The 22,357-nt window shown below is 34.4% G+C and carries 23 protein-coding genes and 1 pseudogene; 5 read left to right on the forward strand and 19 right to left on the reverse strand.

Features of this window, described 5'->3' with window-relative positions; genetic code table 11:
• The first annotated feature begins 96 nt into the window (after positions 1 to 96).
• The 3 genes from ACSBPO_RS14880 to ACSBPO_RS14890 all read left to right on the forward strand — a co-directional run bounded on the left by ACSBPO_RS14880 (position 97) and on the right by ACSBPO_RS14890 (position 1,225).
• Complete coding sequence (locus ACSBPO_RS14880) at positions 97 to 330, forward strand: spore coat associated protein CotJA (RefSeq protein ID WP_442594599.1); 234 nt, start codon at positions 97 to 99, stop codon at positions 328 to 330.
• On the forward strand, positions 327 to 587 hold the full coding sequence (locus tag ACSBPO_RS14885) for a spore coat protein CotJB (RefSeq protein ID WP_442594601.1): 261 nt from the start codon (positions 327 to 329) through the stop codon (positions 585 to 587). The genes ACSBPO_RS14880 and ACSBPO_RS14885 overlap by 4 nt, the downstream gene beginning before the upstream one ends.
• Positions 588 to 655: 68 nt before the next feature.
• A complete protein-coding gene (locus ACSBPO_RS14890) occupies positions 656 to 1,225 on the forward strand; it encodes a manganese catalase family protein (RefSeq protein WP_442594603.1) in 570 nt (189 codons plus the stop codon).
• Positions 1,226 to 1,263: 38 nt separating this feature from the next.
• On the opposite strand, the gene ACSBPO_RS14895 is transcribed toward ACSBPO_RS14890, so the two are convergent.
• The 5 genes from ACSBPO_RS14895 to ACSBPO_RS14915 all read right to left on the reverse strand — a co-directional run bounded on the left by ACSBPO_RS14895 (position 1,264) and on the right by ACSBPO_RS14915 (position 5,646).
• Positions 1,264 to 1,722 carry a YpbF family protein gene (locus ACSBPO_RS14895; RefSeq protein ID WP_442594605.1) on the reverse strand — a complete coding sequence of 153 codons (459 nt, stop codon included), beginning with the start codon at positions 1,720 to 1,722 and terminating at the stop codon, positions 1,264 to 1,266.
• A 78-nt stretch (positions 1,723 to 1,800) separates the two neighbouring features.
• Entirely contained in the window at positions 1,801 to 2,457 is a 657-nt protein-coding gene (locus tag ACSBPO_RS14900; protein ID WP_442594607.1) for a LysM peptidoglycan-binding domain-containing protein, read from the reverse strand.
• Between the two features lie 29 nt (positions 2,458 to 2,486).
• Positions 2,487 to 3,065, reverse strand: a complete 579-nt coding sequence (locus ACSBPO_RS14905) for a CPBP family intramembrane glutamic endopeptidase (RefSeq protein WP_442594609.1) — start codon at positions 3,063 to 3,065, stop codon at positions 2,487 to 2,489.
• A gap of 8 nt (positions 3,066 to 3,073) precedes the next feature.
• On the reverse strand, positions 3,074 to 4,597 hold the full coding sequence (locus tag ACSBPO_RS14910) for a RecQ family ATP-dependent DNA helicase (RefSeq protein WP_442600378.1): 1,524 nt from the start codon (positions 4,595 to 4,597) through the stop codon (positions 3,074 to 3,076).
• The gene (locus ACSBPO_RS14915) at positions 4,597 to 5,646 is read right to left on the reverse strand and encodes a helix-turn-helix domain-containing protein (protein ID WP_442594611.1); all 1,050 of its coding nucleotides are present in this window, start codon (positions 5,644 to 5,646) and stop codon (positions 4,597 to 4,599) included. Before ACSBPO_RS14915 ends, ACSBPO_RS14910 begins: the two co-directional genes overlap by 1 nt.
• A 302-nt stretch (positions 5,647 to 5,948) precedes the next feature.
• Here ACSBPO_RS14915 and ACSBPO_RS14920 point away from each other — a divergent pair, with 302 nt between their 5' ends.
• Positions 5,949 to 6,197 carry a ferredoxin gene (locus tag ACSBPO_RS14920; RefSeq protein ID WP_442594613.1) on the forward strand — a complete coding sequence of 83 codons (249 nt, stop codon included), beginning with the start codon at positions 5,949 to 5,951 and terminating at the stop codon, positions 6,195 to 6,197.
• Between the two features lie 58 nt (positions 6,198 to 6,255).
• Here ACSBPO_RS14920 and ACSBPO_RS14925 read toward each other — a convergent pair whose 3' ends face one another.
• On the reverse strand, positions 6,256 to 6,834 hold the full coding sequence (locus ACSBPO_RS14925; protein WP_442594615.1) for a hypothetical protein: 579 nt from the start codon (positions 6,832 to 6,834) through the stop codon (positions 6,256 to 6,258).
• Positions 6,835 to 7,023: 189 nt separating this feature from the next.
• Between ACSBPO_RS14925 and serA the strand changes: the two genes are divergently transcribed.
• Complete coding sequence (serA, locus tag ACSBPO_RS14930) at positions 7,024 to 8,598, forward strand: phosphoglycerate dehydrogenase (protein WP_442594617.1); 1,575 nt, start codon at positions 7,024 to 7,026, stop codon at positions 8,596 to 8,598.
• 40 nt (positions 8,599 to 8,638) lie between these two features.
• On the opposite strand, the pseudogene ACSBPO_RS14935 reads toward serA, so the two are convergent.
• The 13 genes and pseudogenes from ACSBPO_RS14935 to ACSBPO_RS14995 form a co-directional block, all read right to left on the reverse strand.
• Positions 8,639 to 9,450: pseudogene (locus ACSBPO_RS14935) on the reverse strand (histidinol-phosphatase).
• 53 nt (positions 9,451 to 9,503) lie between these two features.
• Positions 9,504 to 10,406 (reverse strand): peptidoglycan DD-metalloendopeptidase family protein, encoded by a 903-nt coding sequence (locus ACSBPO_RS14940; RefSeq protein WP_442594619.1) that lies wholly within the window; start codon positions 10,404 to 10,406, stop codon positions 9,504 to 9,506.
• A 201-nt stretch (positions 10,407 to 10,607) separates the two neighbouring features.
• On the reverse strand, positions 10,608 to 11,813 hold the full coding sequence (locus ACSBPO_RS14945; RefSeq protein WP_442594621.1) for a negative regulator of sigma-X activity: 1,206 nt from the start codon (positions 11,811 to 11,813) through the stop codon (positions 10,608 to 10,610).
• Complete coding sequence (gene sigX / locus ACSBPO_RS14950) at positions 11,788 to 12,339, reverse strand: RNA polymerase sigma factor SigX (protein ID WP_442594623.1); 552 nt, start codon at positions 12,337 to 12,339, stop codon at positions 11,788 to 11,790. The genes ACSBPO_RS14945 and sigX overlap by 26 nt, the downstream gene beginning before the upstream one ends.
• 410 nt (positions 12,340 to 12,749) lie before the next feature.
• Positions 12,750 to 14,546 (reverse strand): ATP-binding protein, encoded by a 1,797-nt coding sequence (locus tag ACSBPO_RS14955; protein ID WP_442594625.1) that lies wholly within the window; start codon positions 14,544 to 14,546, stop codon positions 12,750 to 12,752.
• Entirely contained in the window at positions 14,543 to 15,259 is a 717-nt protein-coding gene (locus tag ACSBPO_RS14960; RefSeq protein ID WP_442594627.1) for a response regulator transcription factor, read from the reverse strand. Before ACSBPO_RS14960 ends, ACSBPO_RS14955 begins: the two co-directional genes overlap by 4 nt.
• 243 nt (positions 15,260 to 15,502) lie before the next feature.
• Positions 15,503 to 16,684 (reverse strand): c-type cytochrome biogenesis protein CcsB, encoded by a 1,182-nt coding sequence (ccsB, locus tag ACSBPO_RS14965; protein ID WP_442594629.1) that lies wholly within the window; start codon positions 16,682 to 16,684, stop codon positions 15,503 to 15,505.
• Between the two features lie 12 nt (positions 16,685 to 16,696).
• Positions 16,697 to 18,319: a cytochrome c biogenesis protein ResB gene (gene resB, locus ACSBPO_RS14970; RefSeq protein WP_442594631.1), complete on the reverse strand. Its 1,623-nt coding sequence runs from the start codon at positions 18,317 to 18,319 to the stop codon at positions 16,697 to 16,699.
• A 19-nt stretch (positions 18,320 to 18,338) separates the two neighbouring features.
• Positions 18,339 to 18,863, reverse strand: coding sequence for a thiol-disulfide oxidoreductase ResA (resA, locus tag ACSBPO_RS14975; protein ID WP_442594633.1), 525 nt, complete (start codon positions 18,861 to 18,863; stop codon positions 18,339 to 18,341).
• A gap of 93 nt (positions 18,864 to 18,956) precedes the next feature.
• Complete coding sequence (rluB, locus tag ACSBPO_RS14980) at positions 18,957 to 19,682, reverse strand: 23S rRNA pseudouridine(2605) synthase RluB (protein ID WP_442594635.1); 726 nt, start codon at positions 19,680 to 19,682, stop codon at positions 18,957 to 18,959.
• Positions 19,683 to 20,040: 358 nt separating this feature from the next.
• Entirely contained in the window at positions 20,041 to 20,577 is a 537-nt protein-coding gene (locus ACSBPO_RS14985) for a spore maturation protein (protein ID WP_442600379.1), read from the reverse strand.
• Positions 20,578 to 20,584: 7 nt separating this feature from the next.
• Positions 20,585 to 21,172, reverse strand: coding sequence for a nucleoside recognition domain-containing protein (locus tag ACSBPO_RS14990; protein WP_442594637.1), 588 nt, complete (start codon positions 21,170 to 21,172; stop codon positions 20,585 to 20,587).
• On the reverse strand, positions 21,165 to 22,310 hold the full coding sequence (locus ACSBPO_RS14995) for a D-alanyl-D-alanine carboxypeptidase family protein (protein WP_442594639.1): 1,146 nt from the start codon (positions 22,308 to 22,310) through the stop codon (positions 21,165 to 21,167). The genes ACSBPO_RS14990 and ACSBPO_RS14995 overlap by 8 nt, the downstream gene beginning before the upstream one ends.
• Positions 22,311 to 22,357 lie beyond the last annotated feature (47 nt).

The following is a 22,357-nucleotide window of genomic DNA, read 5'->3' on the forward strand; positions in this document are numbered from 1 at the left end:
CTCTTTTTTTTATATAAAACTATTTACACTCATCCTGTAATAATGTTTGCCTTCTAATCATATTTATCAATGATGTTCTTATAAGGGAGGGCTATTATGTTTACACATCACAAGACGTATAATCCGTATGTCAGTCCTTTTGATCCTTGTAAGCCAATTTTGGTAAAAACATACTCCACACCACCTAATTTATATGTTGGATTTCAACCACCGAACCTTCCACAGTTTTCACCACAAGAGGCGCTACGTGCAGGGACTCTTTGGAAACCTTTTTATGATCCCTATTACAATACCCATGAACTAGCTGCTAAGGGGGTACTACCTTCATGAAGACTCTGCCTGAAGAATTCTATCCATTAATGGAACAACTCCAAGCAGTCGATTTTGTATTAGTTGAACTCACTTTATATCTGGATACACATCCGGATGATTTAGAAGCCATTAACCAGTTTAATCATTATGCAAAGGAAAGAAAAAAGCTAAAAAAAGCGGTAGAAAGTATTTACGGTCCTCTTCAACAGTATGGAAATAGCTATTCAGCATACCCATGGAACTGGAATGACTCTCCATGGCCTTGGCAGATTTGAATTAAGACGAATGATGGGTTTAAGTTCACTTAATTCAATTTTTAAAATAGGGGGAGGAATTTTTACAGATGTGGATATATGAGAAAAAATTACAGTATCCCGTAAAAGTAAGCACTTGCAATCCACGACTTGCTAAGTACTTAATTGAACAGTACGGTGGAGCAGATGGGGAACTTGCCGCCGCGCTAAGATATATTAACCAACGATATTCCATACCAGATAAAGTGGTAGGACTTTTAACAGATATTGGTACTGAGGAATTTGCCCATCTGGAAATGATTGCCACTATGATTTATAAACTTACGAAAGACGCAACACCTGATATGTTAAAGGCAGCTGGCTTAGAAGATCATTATGTAAACCACGATAACGCTTTATTTTATCAGAATGCCGCTGGAGTACCTTGGACAGCATCATATATTCAAGCAAAAGGTGACCCGATTGCGGACTTATATGAGGATATCGCAGCAGAAGAAAAAGCTCGAGCAACCTACCAATGGATTATTAATATGAGTGATGATCCTGACTTAAATGATGGTTTACGCTTCCTACGTGAAAGAGAAATCATCCATTCACAAAGATTTAGAGAAGCAGTTGAGATTCTAAAAGAAGAACGTGATCGAAAGAAAATTTTCTAGGATAAAAAATAAGGTTTGGACCTAAAAAGGACCAAACCTTATTTACTTTCATGAAATAAATTGATATCATATTTTTCTTTCATCATTTCAAATACTTTATGGCGACTTTTCCATTCCTCTTCTTTTTTCCATAAATCCTTACTTCTATCCACAATTTCACATCTCAATGCATGGTACTCTTTTTCTGCTTTTTCACGCTTTGCTTTTAAAAGATTCATCATCCCATACATTCCAATTGTAATGACTAAAAAAGCTAAATTGATTTCTTTCTGCAAAAAAGCAGAAAACATTGCCATAAATGAATAAGAGTATGACACTACAATCGTCTTATATAAATAATAAAAGAAAAAAGTGGTCATTAATAAAGTGATCATTACCGTTATATTATGTGTATATTTAAAATCATCAAATTTCCTTTTTCTTTTTACCACATTTTCCAACATTTGTCTTGTAGCTTTGTCGGTTCTATCGTCAAGCATTAATATAGATTCTTCCATTTTTGGCCCCCCTCACCTATCACATTAATATGTTCTTGTCCCACATTATATGATATTGATTGAAAGGATATGGAAGAATTATTTTGGGATTTTCAACACTTGACCTGCCTGTATTTCATTTCCCATTATGCCATTCGCTTTTTTAATAATGTCAATTCCATTTTGAGAGTTATAATATTTCATCGCAATTCTAAATAATGTTTCATTAGACTGCACAGTATGATAAATCATGGTCTCAGATGTTGGGTCACTCTTACCTTGATCTTCATTTTGCGTTTGGTCCTTATCGGTTGAAGGAAGAGTTGATTCACCGTCTACCTTATTAGTTGATTGATTTGTCTGCTCATTTACCTTGTCTACTTTATCTTCAATTATAACTTCATCATCCATTTTAGTAGCTTCCGAATCACTAACCAGATCTTCTTCTTTGTCGTTTGACTCAAAATTTATTTCTTCATAACCATTTTGCTCACTGCTGGCTTTTTCACTCTTACCAGGTTTGTTATCCCCAAGATAAGAATAAACACTAAAGATGGTTATTGGTAATAAAGTAAAGAAAAGTACAAGAATACGAATAACGGGATACTTTACCTTCCATTTCGTTTTATTTTTTTTATTTCGATGCACATCACTTCTGCTAGGTAAATTAATTTTGGTTTCTGAATTTTTATTAACCCGTTCAATTTTTTGTCGCAACCGCTCTGCCTGGTCACGGAATGGTTCTTCTTTATTCACGAAAAATCACTACCCCTTTTTGGTGATTTTTAAATTTTATTTGTTTTCATTAAGGAAAGTCCCAATAAAAAATCGACGACAAAGTGCATAACAAATGTTACTGCAAGATTGCCTGTCCATTGATATATGGACCCTATAACAAAGCTTAAAACGATAATATTAATAAATAAAAACCAGTTAAATAAATAACGATAATGAATAATAGCAAAAATAATACTCGCAATGATTAATCCAAGCTTTGTTTGAATGATTCCCCTAAATAACAATTCTTCACTAAATGCCACTACTAGAGCAATAAAAGCTATATGAAAAAAATTTCGGTTACGAAAAATCTTTTCGTTTAAACCTCCATCGTCATAATACGATTTGGGAAGTACTTTCATTAAAAACAAATCAAGTAGAACAACTAATACACCTGAAGTTATCCCGATCGTAAAGATTTTATGGTCTCTCCAGTCAAATAGTGACACAAAAAACCAAATATCCCTATAAAATATCATACCTAAAACCATACTTACCGTTAATAGGATAATTTGAGTAGCATACAAATGAAAAAGTAGTTCTTTTTCAGTTAAGTCTTTAATTAGATCTTCATATCGATTTTTCATGTTTTGGTTCACTCACCTACGTTTTCTTTTGCTACTGGGGATAGTAGATTTGAAAGTTTCCTCATCCAATCATGTAATTCATCATCCAAAACTTCATGCTTCTCTTTAGCAAAAAATTCAGTTATATCCAGACCACATTGATCACAACAATTGATCATCTTTGCTGGTTTACTTGGCTCCTCAAAGTAATTTAATATGGTTCTTCTTCTACATTCAGAAGACTTAATAAAATGGACTAATTCGTAAACCTTTTTAAATTTATGATTTTTTCTTTGTATGACAAAGGTTTTAAAGTCTTCTATTATTTGTCTCAATGTTACTTGCTGAACTAATTGGGTCAAAATATAATCTCTCGTTACCCTCCATTGGTTTTCCGAAAATGCTCCCATTTCACCTAATTGATCATTCAGAAGACTGTCGATACTTTGTTTTCCCTCCTGTTGAGAAATTTGCATATACAACCAGTCGATTTGTGGAATAGAGGGTAGCTCACCTTCAACTAACTGAAAAGCAAGATTTTCATCTCCTGGGCTGTAAAAGAGAATGGCTAAACTTTGTTTTCCATCTCTTCCTGCACGACCAATTTCTTGAAGGTATGATTCCATTTGGAGAGGCATGTGAAAATGGATGACAAAGCGAATATCTTCTTTATTGATACCCATTCCAAAGGCACTTGTTGCACATATATAGTCAATTTGCCCATGAATAAATTGCTGTTGTATCAGTATTCGATCTTCTTGAGTCATTCCACCATGATATGCCATTACTCTTGGAATTCCATTTAATTTTAGAAAATCAGCTGTTTGTTCAGCTAATTTCTTACTAGAAAAATATATGATCCCTGGTCCTTGAAGCGTTTGAAGGTGATTTAGTACGCTTTTTTGCTTATCTTTTAAATCATCATAAGATGCTTCAATTTTCAACGAGATATTTTCGCGATCCACACTTGTTTCATATATGGTTGCATCTTTGATATCCAATGTATCAGTAATATCTTTAATAACCTCAGCCGTCGCTGTTGCGGTTAATGCCAAAGTCAAGGGATGACCTAATTTACTTCGGATTTCTCCAAGTTTTTGGTAATCCGTACGAAAATCATAACCCCATTGCGAAATACAATGTGCTTCATCGACAACAAATAGGGATATACGCAACTGGGTTAATAGGTTAAGTATATAATCAACTTGTAACATTTCCGGTGATATAAAGATATATTTAAATTTATTTAAGGATTGAAAAACACTTCTTTTTTGCGCTGATGTTAAAAATGAATTAATAGCAATAACATGTTTGTACCCTTTTGCTTTCATTTGTTCTACTTGATCCTGCATGAGCGATAATAATGGAGAGACAATGAGAACATTCCCCTCAAGATTATCACCAACAAATTGGTAGCAAAGTGATTTTCCCGTACCTGTAGGTAAAACTCCTACAGTATTTTTTTTAGCGAAGAGTGAGGAAATGACTTCCTTTTGTCCTGACCTAAACGTATTAAAACCATAGGAACGATTTAATATTTCTTCAAGATACATCATAATTGGTCACCAAATCTTGCTAGGACAAGTCGTATTTGAAAATAAGAAACCGTATTATTCAAGTCCTGACGTATTTTTTTTAGTTGTTTACTTGATAATCTTTTTATAGAAGTTTTTATTGAGTTTTGTATATCTAATTTAACAAATGGTTCTAATGAAAGACTTGGGTCATTAAGAGCAATTTCAACTATATGATCCTCTATTGTATTGCTTTTTAAATTTCTAGCAGCCGCAATTTCATCTATTGTATAGCCCATTGATAAATATTTATATGTGATGGAAGAAGATTGAGTTAAGATAACAGGCTTATGAAAATCAACTAAAAGATTTTGTAATATAGGATATTCACTTGTATTAGACAAGATTTTTTCTATCATATAATGAATAACATTTAAAAATTCAATTTGTAAGTAAGATGGATCCATTTCTAATGCTTCCGCAACTTGAAGAGGTGTTAAACCAATATTTTTATATCCCGAAAGCCTCAAAACCAAAACATTGGGATTAATATCATTTTCTGATGACAAACAAGTTCCTAGTTCATTTAATAAACCTTTCGCCAAATATTCACGGCTTAACTGGACTTTAGATAATGTACTCTTTAACCAATCAACAACCTTCATATCATTTTGTATCGGGATATACGAAGATTCATGGTTAATTAAATTGGATCCTACCTGTACAATAAGAGATAATCTTTTCCAAAAATGATCTTGAATCGAATAAAATTTCCATCCATTCACAAATTTCGGAATGTATACTTTATTGGAAAGTATTTCTAAACCACGATCAGTGATTTCATACCGGTCTCCATCAAGTCTTTTCACAAGCCTCAACTGTTCGAATTCTTGAACCGTTTCTTCAAAAAATATTCGGCTTAAATGAGGGAAGGTATGAAAAATATTCGTTAATTGAAATAAATGTGCATCTTGAATGGTTTGAGAGGACTTCTTGCCTTTGAGTAAATGGTAAATAGAATAGATCGTTCTTTCCGTATTAATTTTGTGTAAAGCAGAAAGAATAACGAAAGAAAGATAATTTTCCAATGCAAATTTCACCTACCTACCATTCAAATAATGGTTAAAGAATACTTTTATCCCTACCGCTCGACAAAAACTTACTTTTATTTTACCACGATTGAATAACATAAGGTGATAAAAAATGATGAAAAAAGGGATGTCCTGTTATAGGAAACCCTTATTTGATAAGCATTCTCATTACATTTACTATTGAAAAGTTAGGCATTCAGTTTTACAATAGGAATGAGGAATACGTTTCCATATTCATTTAAAAATATATGGGAATGTTTTTTGAGAATAATTGTTTAAATTATTGGGAGGTTTTTTTCATGGCTAAGTACACAATTGTTGACAAAGAAACTTGTATTGCTTGTGGAGCATGCGGAGCGGCTGCACCAGACATTTATGATTATGATGATGAAGGTATTGCATTCGTAACACTTGATGATAATGCTGGTATTGTTGAAATTCCAGATGTTTTAATTGATGACATGATGGACGCATTTGAAGGATGTCCAACAGATTCTATTAAAGTTGCTGACGAACCATTTGACGGCAACCCTACTAAATTCGAATAATTTTAAATTTGTTAAGCTACTAACCCCTTCCTTATGGAAGGGGTTTTTCATTAAGTATTTAAATTTTTTTATGTAAAGCATTAAAACTGATAATAGATAAAATTAGGAGCATCACCCCAATAACCATTAAACTAGAGTGCTTTACCCAAGTTTCATGCACTTTTCTACTTATCATATGATTTAAGGGCTCTGGTATTGGCTCCTTTCGTTTCGAGGCATATTTAAGATGTTCCACTGTATAACCACCTAAAGCAGGTTCTAATCCATATTCACCTTTCTCTAACCATATTTCTACTTCATCGCCAACTGCAATATCTACATTTTTTCCACCAACCCATTTGTCTGCCTGCCATGCTGGAATATAAGAATAATATATGTCCAAATCCTGGGCTTCATTTGTTAAATTTATGATAAAGTGATTTACTTTTAGTTTCATTTTTCTTATTTGATAATAGCTTCCCTTTTCTTTCGTCAAGTCTTTAAAAAGTTCATCCTGCAAAACAGTTGCTTTTAAATGCACAGGTGCTTTGTCTTTTATTTTCTTTACTTCCGATGGCTCTGGTGCTGCAAAGGCAGTTTCTAATCTAACACCCAAAATTAAAATCATAGCGATAGCTAAAAACCTTTTTAGTTTCATATCTTCCACTCCTTTATTAAGTTAACGAAATTGAGAATATTAAGGTTACAGACATCATTTAAAAAATTCGTTACAAATAAAATTACTAAATAAAGAGGTTCAAAAGTATTTATATATAAATTGACATACTTTTATCTTCTTATTAGTATTATCAGAATATTACATATTTACCAAGAGAGGGTGTTCTGATTGTTTCGAATTTTAGTAGCTGACTCGATTAGTAAAGAAGGTTTGTACCCCTTACAAGAAGAAAATGAATTAGAAATAATCGAATCAAACATAGATAACCCCCTTATTCCTCTAAACAAGATCGACGCTCTCCTAGTAAGAAGTTCCACTATGGTAAATGAAGAGTTGATGCAACAGATGCCCAACCTAAAGATTATTGCACGTGCAGGTGTTGGAGTTGATAATATCGATGTTCCCGCGGCAACTCGTAAAGGAATAATAGTAGTGAATGCTCCAGATGGGAACACCATTTCAACAGCTGAACACACCTTTGCCATGATGGCATCTATGTTACGTAATATTCCCCAAGCCAATCAGTCTTTAAAGATAATGAAATGGGAAAGAAATCGTTTTATAGGTAATGAACTTTTCGGAAAGCAACTTGGCATAATCGGTTTTGGTAGAATTGGAACAGAGATCGCAAAACGAGCTAAAGCGTTTGGGATGTCAATCACTGTTTTTGACCCCTTTTTATCAAAAACAAAAGCTGATACTCTTGGAATCCATTCAACAGACTTAAATAATTTACTTTCAAGCTCCGATATTATTACCGTTCATACACCATTAACTTCTGATACTAAATATTTATTAAACGATAAAACTCTTGCGCTTACCAAGAAGGGAGTTTATTTAATTAATTGTGCAAGAGGAGGAATTATAGAAGAAAAAGCGTTATTAAAATATGTAGAAAATGGACATATTTCAGGCGTAGCACTTGATGTATTTGAAAATGAACCACCGGGAAACCACCCCTTATTGCAACACGAAAATGTTATCGCAACTCCTCATTTAGGTGCATCCACCAAAGAAGCACAGGTAAATGTCGCTAGCCAGGTGGCAAATGAAATCTGTTTATTTTTTAAAGGTAAATCGGTTAAAAACGCTATTAACCTTTCTTCTTTGACGGATGAAATTTTGGAAAAGTTAAAGCCCTACCATTCATTAGCTAAAAAAATGGGAGTACTATTATCACAACAGGTTCAAGAACCTGTTCAAGAAATAGAGATGACCTATTCCGGAGTTGTGGCGAACTTAGAAACTGCATATGTCACAAAAGCAATGGTATCAGGCTTTTTACAAAATCGAATGGCGAATTATATTAATGAAGTGAATGCTTTTGTCATTGCAAAAGAAAGAGGTATATCCCTTGTAGAAAAAAATACCGATCAATCTTATGGTTATTCCAACTGTTTAACCGTTACCATTAAAGGCGAAAAAAGTGTGTATTATTTAAGAGGTACTTATATAGAGTACTATGGTCCTCGAATCGTTAATCTTAACGGTTTTAACATTGATTTTCTGCCTGAAGGAAACCTTCTCTACCTTCAGCATATGGACCGACCAGGTGTAATTGGCAAAGTAGGCAAGATTTTAGGAGATCATGAAGTGAATATCGCAACCATGCAAGTTGGACGCAAAGAACTCGGCGGTGAAGCAATTATGGTCCTTTCTTTTGATGAACCAGTGAAAGAAGAGATTACCAATAAACTAAAATTAATAGAAGATATTATTTCTATACAGGTTTTTAATTTATAAAATAAATAGGCTATACTCGACAAACGAGTATAGCCTTTTATTAACCAAGTGGAAATTCTTTTCTTTCACCTTTGTTAAAGGTCATGATGGTCTTATATCCAATTTCTTTAGCCAATTGAATAGCATCCTTGTAATTAGCTCCAACATCCTTCGGATAATGAGCATCAGAGGATAACACAATCGGAATTTTTTGTTAAAACACATTTGCAATAATCTTTTGTCTGGATAAATCTCCATGATTGGCTTTCTTAATCCTGCTGTACTTATTTCTACACACGTTTTCGATTTAGCTAACGCATCTGTTGCTCGGTCATATTGTTCCAATAAAAATTCTTCATCATTAGGTATGTACTTGAAAATTTTTACTAAATCAATATGCCCAATAATATCAAATAAATTAGACTCTGCTAGCGTTACTACCTGATCAAAATACTTTCTGTAAATTTCAAAAAGGTCCCTCTTATCCCATTCATCTTGGTATTCCACAAGATCAATCCCAAAATCACCAATCCAATGAATAGACCCAATTACATAATCAAACGGATACTGTTGAATAAATGCCTTCATTTCAGTATGTTTTTCGGGTGTATAATCCATTTCAATAGACATTTTAACATTGAGATTGTTATTCCACGCAGAATTAAATAATGCTAGGTAATCATCCATATCATAATATCGCCGTGGATTCACCCATTGATTTTGAAGAATATCTGCAGTTTGATAAAAATGATAGGCGTGTTCTGATATTCCAAACTCGTGAATTTTTTTTTGCTCTGCAACCTGAATAAACTGCTTAAGGTATTCCAATGTTAAAGATCCTTTTTCCAAATGGCTATGATAATCTGTTAACATATTCACGACTCCAGTTTAATTTTAGGTTATTATACTTTTTTTACAATGAATGATCAATGATGTTTCGGAATATTTAAAATTTGCAAAGGAAATATTTGGTCTGTTTGAAGTCTATTAAAGCTTTTAATTTCCTGAACTGAAATGTTAGTCTTGATAGAAATTTGACTTAGAGTATCTCCAGCTTGAACAATATAGGAATCTTTTACATTAAGGGGTACTTTTAGGGTTTGATTTTCAACTATCTGTGAATCTTTTAATAAATTAATACCTTGAATCGCTTCAATAGTTGTAGAATATTTCTTTGCGATAGACCATAAAGATTCTCCAGTCTTAACTGTATGCAAGGTTAGAACACTTTTTTCGTTTGAAGAGACGTCATTCCCCGATTCCGTGGTAAGGGGGGATATGTTCTTAACCACATATTCTGCCTGTCCTTCGTTTGCACTTTGTACAGAATATCCAATTTGTACATCTCCTAAAACAACAGTAGGATTTAATGCATTTTCCTTCTCAAAGGTCCATTCATTTTGATGAACCTCAAAGTGAAGATGGACACCTGTCGAACTTCCAGTATTACCCATTTGTCCGATTTTTTCACCTTTTTTAACTTGATCGCCTTCTTTAACCAATCTTTTATTTAAATGGGCATACACCGTTTCAAAGTTGTTATTATGTTTAATAAAGATAACTTGTCCATATGTATCGGAATAATAGGACTTTGTTACCGTCCCATCATCCACTGAAAAAATAGGTGTATTTAAATGTGAAGCAATATCTACACCTTTATGGTGACCAAATCTTGTCCCATAAGTATCAGAAATGATCCCTTCTGTTGGCCATATCCAATCTACGTTATTATTTAACTCTGCTGCTTGAGGCTTTCCTCCAAAAAAGAGTAAACTTACACATATTGCCATTATTCCCGCGATTAAAAGCCGCTTTAAATAGTCAAGCATTTAAATCCTCCTTATTACATGTACTCCCCTAATCACCTTATGAATAAGAGAAAACTTTTAGAACGATTCTAAAGGGAAAGTACTTTTAAACACATTTGTTAGAATAGGACAGAAATTCCTACTTTATACAAAATTTATGCAAAAATTAATGGAATAAAAAAAGAATCTGACTAATTAATCAGATTCTTTATGACTTTTTCCTTATTGAACAGACACTTTATTTGGCGCAATCGGGACTTTTATTTCATTTTGTAAATCAAATCTTCCAATTTGAGCTATTGAAGCATTCTCAAATTTTACAGAAGTAAAACCAAATTCTTTTGCGGTTAATAATATAGATTCAATCGCATAAACATTTTTTGGCTCATCCGTTAATGGGCTATTATCTTTTATTTTTATTGTAAGCAATTCTCCTGCTTTTTCAATAATTTCAAAATCAAAACTTAGCGCTGACTTTAGCCCATAAACTTCATTTTCGGTTCTCATTGACTCAAGTGCTGATTCAATGTCATTAAATTCTTCGATGGAAGGTACAAGGAAAGGCATATTACTTGTATTAGGCATAAATAGGAAATATCCATGCTTTTCTTTTTCTTCAGAACGCTGTAATTCCTCTTTTTCTCCAGTGTTGCCTAGCATGATACCTGGTTTTCCGTTTGTACTAAAAGTAACCTTTTGTACCTGGTCCTGATGATTTAAGGTTTGCTGAATAATGGTAAGGAAGGAGGTTTCATTTGCAGATCCCATCCCATAATAATGGTCTTCCGGAACATCAATGTTAATCGTTTGTTTATCAACTATTGATATTTTGGCATTCAGTGGATAATAGTCACTAAGCCCCCATTGATCTTCCGTTAACTTTTCTGAATTTGCTTGAAACATATCCAACCAAGTTTTATTTTCCTTTGGCACAATCACTGAAACAGGTACTAATAACTGAGCATTTTGATCAGGTACTAGGTAGGTAATTACTTCCTGGTCTAGTACATCTTCTGCATAAACCGCCGTTTCTGGAGTAGCTATAGCCATAAGGGAATGGTCTGCAGCAAATCCGGTATTATTATTGTCTACTCCTGGATTTGCATCGAGGGAGTTCATTTGACCTTCATCAACCTTTTTTGCCTGTCTCATTTCCTTACTATTATCCTGGCTTGCTACTTCACTTTTAGAACTCTTGTCTGAGTTTTGACCAATATTTTGCAAAATATTAGGAGATATTAATAATAACATTAGAACAGCAGCAGCCGCCGTAGCGATTGAAGGAATCACCCATACTGGACGTCTTCGTTTTTTCGCTTTTATGGAAAGACTTTGATAGATGTCACGAGGATCGCGATGATCTTTAATTTTTGGCATTTCTTTTAAAAGTTGTTCAAGTTCGTTATCGCTCCACTCTGACTTTCTCATTGGTGTATTCCTCCTTTCCAAGCAAATCTTCCATGTTCTTTTTCAATATTTTCAGTGCACGATGTTGCGTTGTTTTTACCTTACTTTCTGTCCACCCAAGTGCTTCAGCAGTTTCAGAAATGGATAATTCTTGAATATATCTCATGATAATAACCATTTTTTGATCAACCGTGCAGTTATCTAATCCCTTATACATCAATTGAATTTCTTCTCTTTGTAAAGTAATCTCTTCGGGAATTGGATACTCATCTTTGACCTGTTGAGTAGACCAATCAAATTTTTCTAAAATTCGTTGTTTCCAGCCTTTTTCCTTTCGAAACGAATCAATAGCAACATTTCGGGCTATAGAAAATAGCCAAGTTTTTTCGCTGCTTTTCCCTTCAAAATGCTGATACGATTTTAAAACCCGAATATAAACCTCTTGCATTAAATCTTCCGCTTGCTCCCTACTCCTCACCATGTAAAATAAAAATTGAAAAACATCTTGATGGTACTTTTCATAGAGATCATTGAAAACGGAGTCCATTAGTTTCCCCTCCCCGTTCATAATATTAGTCGTATGTATTATCTAAAAAGTTACATGTTTACTTTTTAATATAGACTTTTTCGTAAAAAAAAGGAAGGCATTTATTGTAAAAACGCCTTCCTACCTATGTCTAGCTCCGCCTCCTAGCCCCTCGAGGTCAAATAACCTCAAAGCTATGAAGTCAAAATACGACTTCTTAGCTTTGAGAACATTTGCTTGTCGGGGCTTAACAGTCGGCTCCGCTTTTCGGTTTGTCTAGCTCCGCCTCCTAGCCCCTCGAGGTCAAATAACCTCAAAGCTATGAAGTCAAAATACGACTTCTTAGCTTTGAGAACATTTGCTTGTCGGGGCTTAACAGTCGGCTCCGCTTTTCGGTGTTTCATATGAATCAAGAACAATCGGCATATATCTTACTTTTCTTCGTTTTTTCGAGGAAGAAAGAAAGAAAATGTCGTACCTTGTCCTGTTTTACTTTGAACTGAGATATGGCCTTTATGGGCATCTACGATATTTTTAGCAATCGCAAGTCCTAAACCTGTACCAGATCTTCCTCGCGTCCGAGCTTTATCTGCTTTATAGAAACGTTCAAAAACAAATGGTAAGTCCTCCTCAGGTATACCAGACCCAGAGTCCTTCACTTCAAAATAAATCCCTTTTTCGTCCGTAAACTCTTTCACGATCACACTTCCCCTATCAGGAGTATGACGAATAGCATTGTCTATTAGGTTAGTTAAAACCTGTTCGATTCGGTCTGGATCAAAAGCAAAGAACTGACTTGTCTCTGGTATTGATAGATGTAAATCAATTTCTTTCTCTTTAGCCAATCCTTGAAATTTCCGAATAATTCTTTGCAGGTATCCTTGGATATCTACTTTATCAATAGATAATAACAAATGACCGGCTTCCATTCTTGCTAAATCCAAAAGTTCATTTACTAGTCTTCCCATTCTAAGGGACTCATCGTAAATGACCTTTGCCATTTCTTTCTTTTCTTCATTGGTTTGGGCGATATCATCAACAATTGCCTCACTGTAACCTTGCAACATCGCGATAGGTGTACGAAGTTCATGTGAAACATTTGCAATAAAATCTTTTCTAAGTTTATCCAATTGTCTTTCCTCTGTCATGTCTCGAATGACAGCTACGACGCCACGAATGAACTTATTATTGTAAAGAGGAGTCATAATGACTACCCAGTACCTTCCTTGTAAGGATACCTCACCAATTTGTTCCTGCTCTGTACTTACTGCTAATTGGAATAATTCCTTTACTTTTGGAGGAATCGCTTCTGTTTGTCTATGGAAATCTCCTTGTTCAAAATACCAATTTTGTAATAATCGATCAGCAGGTGGATTGGTAATTAAAATCGTTCCATCACGATTAAATGTGATAACTCCATCTGCCATACTACTTAATATACTAGATAACTGTTCTTTTTCCTGGCTTAATGCATGCATATTAAACTTTAATTGTCTTCCCATTTGGTTAAAAGCAGTAGCCAGTTCACCAATTTCATCATGAGTGAGGATAGGAACCTTCGTATCAAATTTCCCTCTAGCCACCTCAAATGCAGCTTCCCGCATCTTTCTTAAAGGGGCAGTAATCCTAGTCGATAAAAAGAAGGCAAATATTGTAGTTAAAATAATAGCTACACCAGCAACTAATAAAATGAACTTTGTTGTAGAGCTAGTTGTTTCTTCCATTACTTCTAAAGACTGATAAATAAATACTGCACCATAATTGCCATTTAATTTTTTAAAGGGAACACCGATAATTACATGCTTTAACTCTTTATTCTGTTTTAAGGAGGAAAGAGGAAGAGTAGAAATTTTCTTTTCTACCTCTCCCTCAGAAAGTACCTTTGACAATAATGCGTCCTTTTGAATATCAAAGACAGTAAGTCTTTTCTTCTCCTCTGTATTAGGTGAGTAATAGATTTCATTTTCACCTTCAACGATTAAAACATTGGTGACTTCGTCTGCTAATTTCCATGAGACTTCAAGTCCAAGTGGTAATTCATCCTCGTTATGTTCCTCTAAAATACTAGCTATTTTATTGGCTGTATTTAATAAACCCTTTTCAGTCTCTGTAATATGATAGTTTTCAAAAAACTCTAGGAGCATTACAGTTAGAATAAATAGAATGAACGAAACAAGCAATAGTATGGTTAACCATAATTTACCAACAACACTTCTTAAAAAGATCATTCATTTACGACCTCGAATTTGTAACCCACTCCCCAAACTGTTACTATCATTCTAGCCGCTTGTTCTGACACCTTATTTAATTTTTCTCTTAATCGTTTAACATGAGTATCAACTGTTCTTAAATCTCCAAAAAACTCATAATGCCAAACCTCTTTTAATAATTGTTCACGATCAAAGACTTTATCCGGTGCCTTTGCAAGGAAGTATAATAATTCATATTCTTTAGGAGTAAGACCTACTTCCTTACCGTCAGCTGTTACTCGATGTGCATCATTATCAATTGTTAAATGTGGAAACACAATAACGTCCTTTGTAGATGTTTCTGCTTGTAAAAAACTTGTTTTAGAAGAACGACGAAGCAGTGCCTTTACACGAAGAACAACTTCACGCGGGCTAAACGGTTTTACAATATAGTCGTCCGTACCAACTTCAAAACCTTGAACACGATTGATTTCCTCACCTTTAGCTGTAAGCATGATAACAGGAGTAGATTTTTTCTCCCTTAGCTCACGGCAAACCTCTACACCGTCTTTACCAGGCATCATTAGGTCAAGCAATATGACATCATAGTCGTTATTAATCGCTTTTGCTAAAGCTTCATTTCCGTCTTCTGCCTCATCTATTATATATTCTTCACGCTCTAAATACATTTTAAGTAAACGGCGAATTCTTTCCTCATCATCAACGACTAAAATTCTAACGTCTTTATCCATTAATATTCCCCCTATGCGGTAATTTTACAAAATTCAAATATAAATTACTATGCTTTTTCAGTTGAATATGTTGCAAAATTGGTAACTTTATTTTTCCCAAAATGTAAGCTTCACTAAACTTACTAATTGTTTTACACCTTTACCACTTCAATCAACTATATACAAGTCAATTATTTTAAAAAAACCTTCACGACTTATTGTGTGAAGGTTATAAACAAAAGTTGAGTTCATATTTAAATAGTATTAACCTGCGTATGAATGTAAGCCAGCAATGACTAGGTTGACAGCTACTAAATTAAACATAATGATCGCAAATCCGATTACAGCTAACCAAGCAGATTTTTCTCCATGCCATCCTTTTGAAAGCCTTAAATGTAAGAATGCTGCATAGAATAGCCAAGTTATAAGTGCCCAGACCTCTTTAGGATCCCAACCCCAGAAACGAGTCCAAGCAATTTGTGCCCAAATCATGGCAAAAATTAAAGCCCCTAAAGTAAATACTGGAAATCCAATTAATACCGAACGATAGCCAATTTCATCTACTAAATCTAGGTTAATGTTTCTAACTAGCGGCTTAAGTGCTGCAGAAATTCTTTTTCTTAAAATTAATCTGATAAGGAAATATAATACCAAACCGGATAATAAAGACCATATTACGGTATTTAATTTTTTTGCGTTAACCATAGCAGGCATTGCTGCTATTGGTTCAAAAGCATCAGCTGTTTTCAATTCCCAATTATGTGGACCAGTGATAGCAGGTAATTGATATTCAACTGCCATTTCATTTCCACCTTTATCCACCCAAGAGAATTCCGCCTTATAATCTAAAGCAGAAAATGTTGAAGAAATTAACACAAAACCTAGAGTACTAATTAACCCAAATAGAACAAACTCTAACCAAAAAGTTCTTTTACTCGATTTAGTTTGATCGACAAACTTAATTAAATAAATTAAGCCTGCTGCAAAACTTATAGCTAATATTGACTCTCCAAGAGCAGCAGTAGTTACATGTATATGAAGCCAATCACTTTGAAGTGCTGGAATCAAGGGAGTAATATCTCTTGGGAACATACTTGCATAGGCAATAACTAATATCGCGACAGGTAGTGTAAATAATCCAAGTAATGGAGTCTTATACATAGAATAAATAACAATAAACGATCCTACTAATGCCATACCAAAGAATGTTGTAAATTCAAATAAATTACTTACTGGAGCATGCCCTGATGCAATCCATCTTGTAATAAAATATCCCACTTGGGATGCAAATCCAATTACGGTAATTAGAATGGCAATTTTACCCCATCCATTTGTTTGTTTTTCTTCATCCTGTTTTTTCGCCTTTATTGCACCACCAAAAAACAATGTTGCAACTAGGTACAGGATAAAAGCAATGTATAGTAAATTTGAACTTAATTCTACCAAACCTAAATCCCCCTATTCTTCTTTCTCATTATTTATCTGATCTTGAGGGTCTTCCAATTTCGTGTCTTCAATAATCGAATGGATTTCCCGTTTTAAACCATACCAGTTTTTATTAGTATGTGCAGATATCCAAGTATTTCCTTGTACTTGCTGAATCCATATTCTTCGATGGTTCCAGTAAGCTCCTTGCATTACTCCAATCATAAACAATATTCCACCGAATATGATTACCCATATTGTCATATCTTTTTTTAATGTCAAAGCAGAAACATTTTTTGTTTCAATACCATTAAACGCCATCTTATATAGATTATCTCCAAAAGGCTCTATGGTTTGTCGTATAGCAACAAAGCTAACCTCACCCTCAGGTTTTTCTGGAGAAATCATTTTAAATACAAATGCTGGATTATTAGGAATTCGAGTTTTAGTAGTTGGTTCTCCATTTTCATCAAACTCAAAATCTGGGAAGTAACTCATTAACTCCACTGAATATCCGTTTCCTAAATCATATTTTTTTTCTGGCTCACTTAAACTTAACGTAATATCGCCAAAAGTCTTCTCTGATTTTTTATTTGTAAGTTTAAACGACATTTTATTTAGCTCGTCTAGCTTATAATCCACTTGATATAAAGCAAAGTTGTCAAACTTTAACGGTTTATTTACTTGGATTGGATATTCTTGAACTTTTTCTAGCTTAGGCTTTTCCCCAGGAAGTGCATCCCCAACCTTTTTATATAAAACAACGTCCGATTGGTAATTTTTCACTACACTACCCACTCGATCCAAGGCTTGCTTAAAAGCTTGATTTTCTTTATTTTTATCGTAAATATCCAAAGTGAATTTTTCATTTTTTAAGTAATATTCACCATTCGTTTCAGGTATAACTTTTGTTTCTCCCTCACGAACCCATAACACTTTGTCCACATACATCCCTGGAACAAATCTAAGCATTGCACCAAATAAAAAGATAATAAGTCCTATATGGTTTACATATGGACCCCATCGAGAAAATCTATTTTTCTCAGCAAGTAGGTTTCCATTTTCTTCTCTTACATGATATCGTTTAGCTATTAATTTCTGTTTTAAACTTATCACTTCTTCTTGTGTCAAAGAAGCTGATTGTCCAAAGAGACGCTGACGTTTTAAAAATCCTTCATGTCTTGTAACACGTTGGCGCTTTAAGGCTTTATATAGCGGTATCACACGGTCTAAACTACAAATGACTAAGGAAACACCAATAGATGCTATTAAAACTAAGTACCACCATGAACTATATAAGTTATTAAAACCTAATTGATAATATAACTTTCCTACCCAACCATACGTATCTTTATAATAATCAGCTGGCAATACATTGGTTGGTATATACATTTGCTGTGGAAGTATAGTCCCTACAGCAGAAGCAGCTAGAGTAATAATGATTAGCCACACACCAACTTTAACAGATGAAAAAAAGTTCCAGATTTTATCAATAAACGTTTTACTATAGGTTTGGGAACGACGTGCACTTCCCTCATACCTCATGTCTAATAGTTGTTTATCTTCCCCGTTTTCACCTGTATCTTTCCCACAAGCTTCACAGAATACTGTTCCGTGTGGATTAATATGTCCACACTCACATTTAGAATCTTTCATAAGAATAACTCCCTATTTCTTAAGGTTGAATTTTTGTCATAAAATCATTTACCATTGATTCGGTTAATGTACCTGTATGAATTTTTATTACTTTTCCTGTTGGATCAATCAGAAAAGTAACTGGCAAAGGATTTACCCCATAGGCCGTTTGGACTTGCGAATCCTTGTCGATTAATATTGGAAAGTCTAATTGATGACGTTCAGCAAATTTAGTTACAGCTAAGTCAGACTCTCCTACATTAACAGCTAGTACTTGAACACCTTTATCTTTAAAATGACTATACTGATTATCGATATATGGCATTTCCTTTTCACATGGTTTACACCAAGTTCCCCAGAAATTTAAAAATACACCTTGACCTTTGTAATCAGATAACTTATGTTTTTGGCCATCCATGTCTACTAACATAAAATCTGGTGCCTGGGATCCAACCGATACTTTTTGGATTTTATCTTTATTAAAATTGGCGTATAAAGTATAGGCAACCGCTGCAGCTAAGAGAATTAAAATAACTGTTCTCACCCAAAGTCGATTCCGCTTCATATGTACCCCCCTACCTATTCTACAAGCTATCTAATATTATATCATTTATCATCATATTCACATTGTTAACAGATTTCATTAAATATGACAATTTTATGAACTTTTTTGAGCTGCTGTTCGAAGTTGTTTTACTTCGTGAGGTGTTAATTCTCTAATTTCACCCGTTCTAAGACCTTGTAGTGTTAGGAAGGCAAATTTTTCTCGTTTCAGCTTTAACACTTCATGACCAATTGCATCGAACATTCTTCTTACTTGGCGATTTTTACCTTCATGAATAACAATCTCAACAATGGATGTTTGTTTCTTTTTATCGACAGAAAGAAGTTTGGTTTTAGCCGGGGCCGTTAAACCATCCTCTAACTTAATTCCCTTCTCTAACTTTCTTAATGATTCACGAGTGGGAATTCCTTTTACTTTTGCTACATACGTTTTATCTATATTATGTTTTGGATGGATAAGTAGGTTTGCAAACTCCCCGTCATTGGTTAATAGAAGAAGACCTGAAGTGTCGTAATCCAATCGTCCAACGGGGTAGATTCTTTTATCATAGTTAGGGAAAAAATCAGTAACTACTTTTCTTCCTTTATCATCCTTTACACTGGAGATAACCCCTCTAGGCTTATAGAATAGGAAATAAACAGGTGCTTCCCGATGAATTGGTATTTCATTAACCTCAACCTTATCATTGGATGAAACCTTGATTCCTAATTCCGTTACTACCTTTCCATTAACCTTTACTCTTCCTTCTTTTATCCATTCCTCTGCCTTTCGTCGTGATGTAACACCAGCGTGGGCAATCACTTTTTGCAGTCTTTCCATATGTCACCTCGAAGAATTCTATTTTTAAGTAAACGACAAAACTCGACAAATACTTTTTTACATTCATTTGAATTATGACACAAGTTGATACATTTTCAAAGTAAGCAATTGAAGAATGTGGACTACTAAATTAATTTCTAATAATTTAAAAAATGAGGTGGTATATTTAGAGATTGATGAAAGAGAAAAATACTCTCTAAAGGTAGTCTTGACCATTAGAGTCTTCCTATTGGACATTTCATCTTCCTTTTAACGCAGTCTTGTCCATTAGAATCTTCAAATTAATAATCGAGTCAAAAAACAGGTTGTCAAATAGAAAAAAGGATCCATTTATTATGGACCCTTACACCTTTGTTATTTAGTTTGTTCCAAAAATAAACATGACCACGAATATGGATACGATAATTCCTACTAGATCAGCCCATAATCCAACTTTAAGTGCGTCCCCCATCTTACGAATTCCAACCGCTCCAAAATAAACAGTTAACACATAAAAGGTTGTATCTGTACTACCTTGTAGAACAGAAGCTAATCTACCTACAAAAGAATCTGGGCCATGTGTAGCAATCAAGTCACTCGTCATTCCTAAAGCAGCCGTACCTGAAATGGGACGAATAATAGCTAGTGGAACAATTTCAGGGGGAATTCCAATTGCTTCCAGTCCCGGACGAATCCAATCCATCATATATTCTAATGCACCAGAAGCCCGAAAAACAGTAATCGCAACTAGCATACCAACTAAAAATGGGATGATCGAAACAGCAATTTTAATGCCTTCCTTCCCACCTTCTACAAAACTTTCATAGGTAGGGACCTTCTTTATTGTTCCATAGATTAATATGAAACCAATAAGAACTGGAATAATCCATATTGAAATACCAGAAATAAGTTCCATCATTTATTCATCCTTTTCGAGTACGGCGATAATAGAAATAACGGTCAATTAGAATGGCTGCAATTGCTGAAAGAATAGTCGCAATCAGCGTCGGTCCTACGATTTCAGTAGGTGATTTAGAATGATAATTCATTCGTATGGCAATTACGGTTGTTGGAATAATGGTAATACTTGCCGTGTTGATTGCTAAGAAGGTTACCATCGACCTACTGGCTTCAGTCTTTCCACCATTTAATTCTTTCAATTGCTCCATAGCTTTAATTCCTAATGGTGTAGCTGCATTTCCTAAACCAAACATATTAGCAATCATATTCGAAAGGATATAGCCTAAGGCTGGATGATTTTTTGGTACTTCAGGAAATAGGCGTTTCACTAATGGTTCAAATAGGGAAGACAACTTTTTTAATAGACCAGAATCCTCCGCTATTCTCATCATTCCTAACCAGAAAACTAGTATACTTATTAAACCAATACATAGAGTTACGGCTTCTTTTGCCCCTTTAAAGATGGCTTCATTCACTTCATTCATGGTTCCGTTTACTGCTGCAAAAATGAATCCAATCATGGTTAATCCAACCCAAATATAATTAACCATTTGGTCCGCCCACACTTATTACAGAAAAAAAGAGATTTTTAACGTAACTCAACCAGCCTACTTTTTCTTCATTTTTCTCCGGATTATAAAAAATGGATATTTCTTCAATTGGTTTCTGATCCAGATAAACAGTTGCTTTTCCTACTACCTCAGGGTCTGATCTTAGCCATTCCTCGTTAGGCTTTTTCAACTTGTACTTTACAGTAAACAAATCTTTTTCTTCTTTTGTAGCTGGATAAGAAAATCCCCTTTTAAAATAGATATGGTTTTGGTATAACTTATCCTTAATCGAATCAATATTTCCCTTAGGCACTACTTCGACTAAATCATATTGATCAAATCCATATTCGAACATGGAGATATGGTCATTCCAATCGTCTGGAGCATTTAATGTAACAGCAATTAAATTCATATCTCCTTTTGTTGCTGTAGAAACCAAAGTACGTTTTGCTCTTTTTGTATAACCTGTTTTTCCACCTGTACTAAACTTATATTTTGTTAGCATGCGATTTTTATTTCGCCATACTCGATCCCACTTTTCTTCAGGGTTTGGTGCTCGGTGCACCTTTGTGCCTGAAATTAATCGATAAGTCTCATTCTGCATCGCATATCTTGTAAGTAAAGCCATATCATAAGCCGTTGAATAATGATTTTCATAGTTATCCAATCCATGAGGATTAGCAAAATGAGTATTGGCCATACCAATCTCTTGTGCTTTTTGATTCATTAAGTAAACAAAACCATCTAGACTTCCGCCTACAGATTCCGCAATTGCAACAGCCGTGTCATTTCCCGATCTAAGCATCAGTCCATAGACTAGATCCTCTAACTTAATTTTTTCATTTGGCTTTAAATATACAGAAGAGCCTTCCGTTTTTGTTGCGTTAGCACTTACTTTTACCATATCGTCTAGTTTTCCAGATTCAATTGCGAGTATCGCTGTCATTATTTTTGTAATACTGGCAATTCTTTTTTTGTCATGTGCTCCTTTTTCAAATAATACACGTCCTGATTCTTGGTCCATAAGCACAGCACTACTTGCACTAACTGAAACAGAAGCTCGTGACTTCTGCGGAAAATTCATGATTAGTAGCGAGACTGCAAGGAAAATGATACTTAACTTTACAAAACGTTTCATTAGGTCACTCCGTCTCCTTATCTAGTTTGTACAAGTTTATGCAAGAT

It is taken from the genome of Neobacillus sp. D3-1R, assembly GCF_052180215.1.
In the GTDB taxonomy this organism is placed as follows: domain Bacteria; phylum Bacillota; class Bacilli; order Bacillales; family Cytobacillaceae; genus Pseudoneobacillus.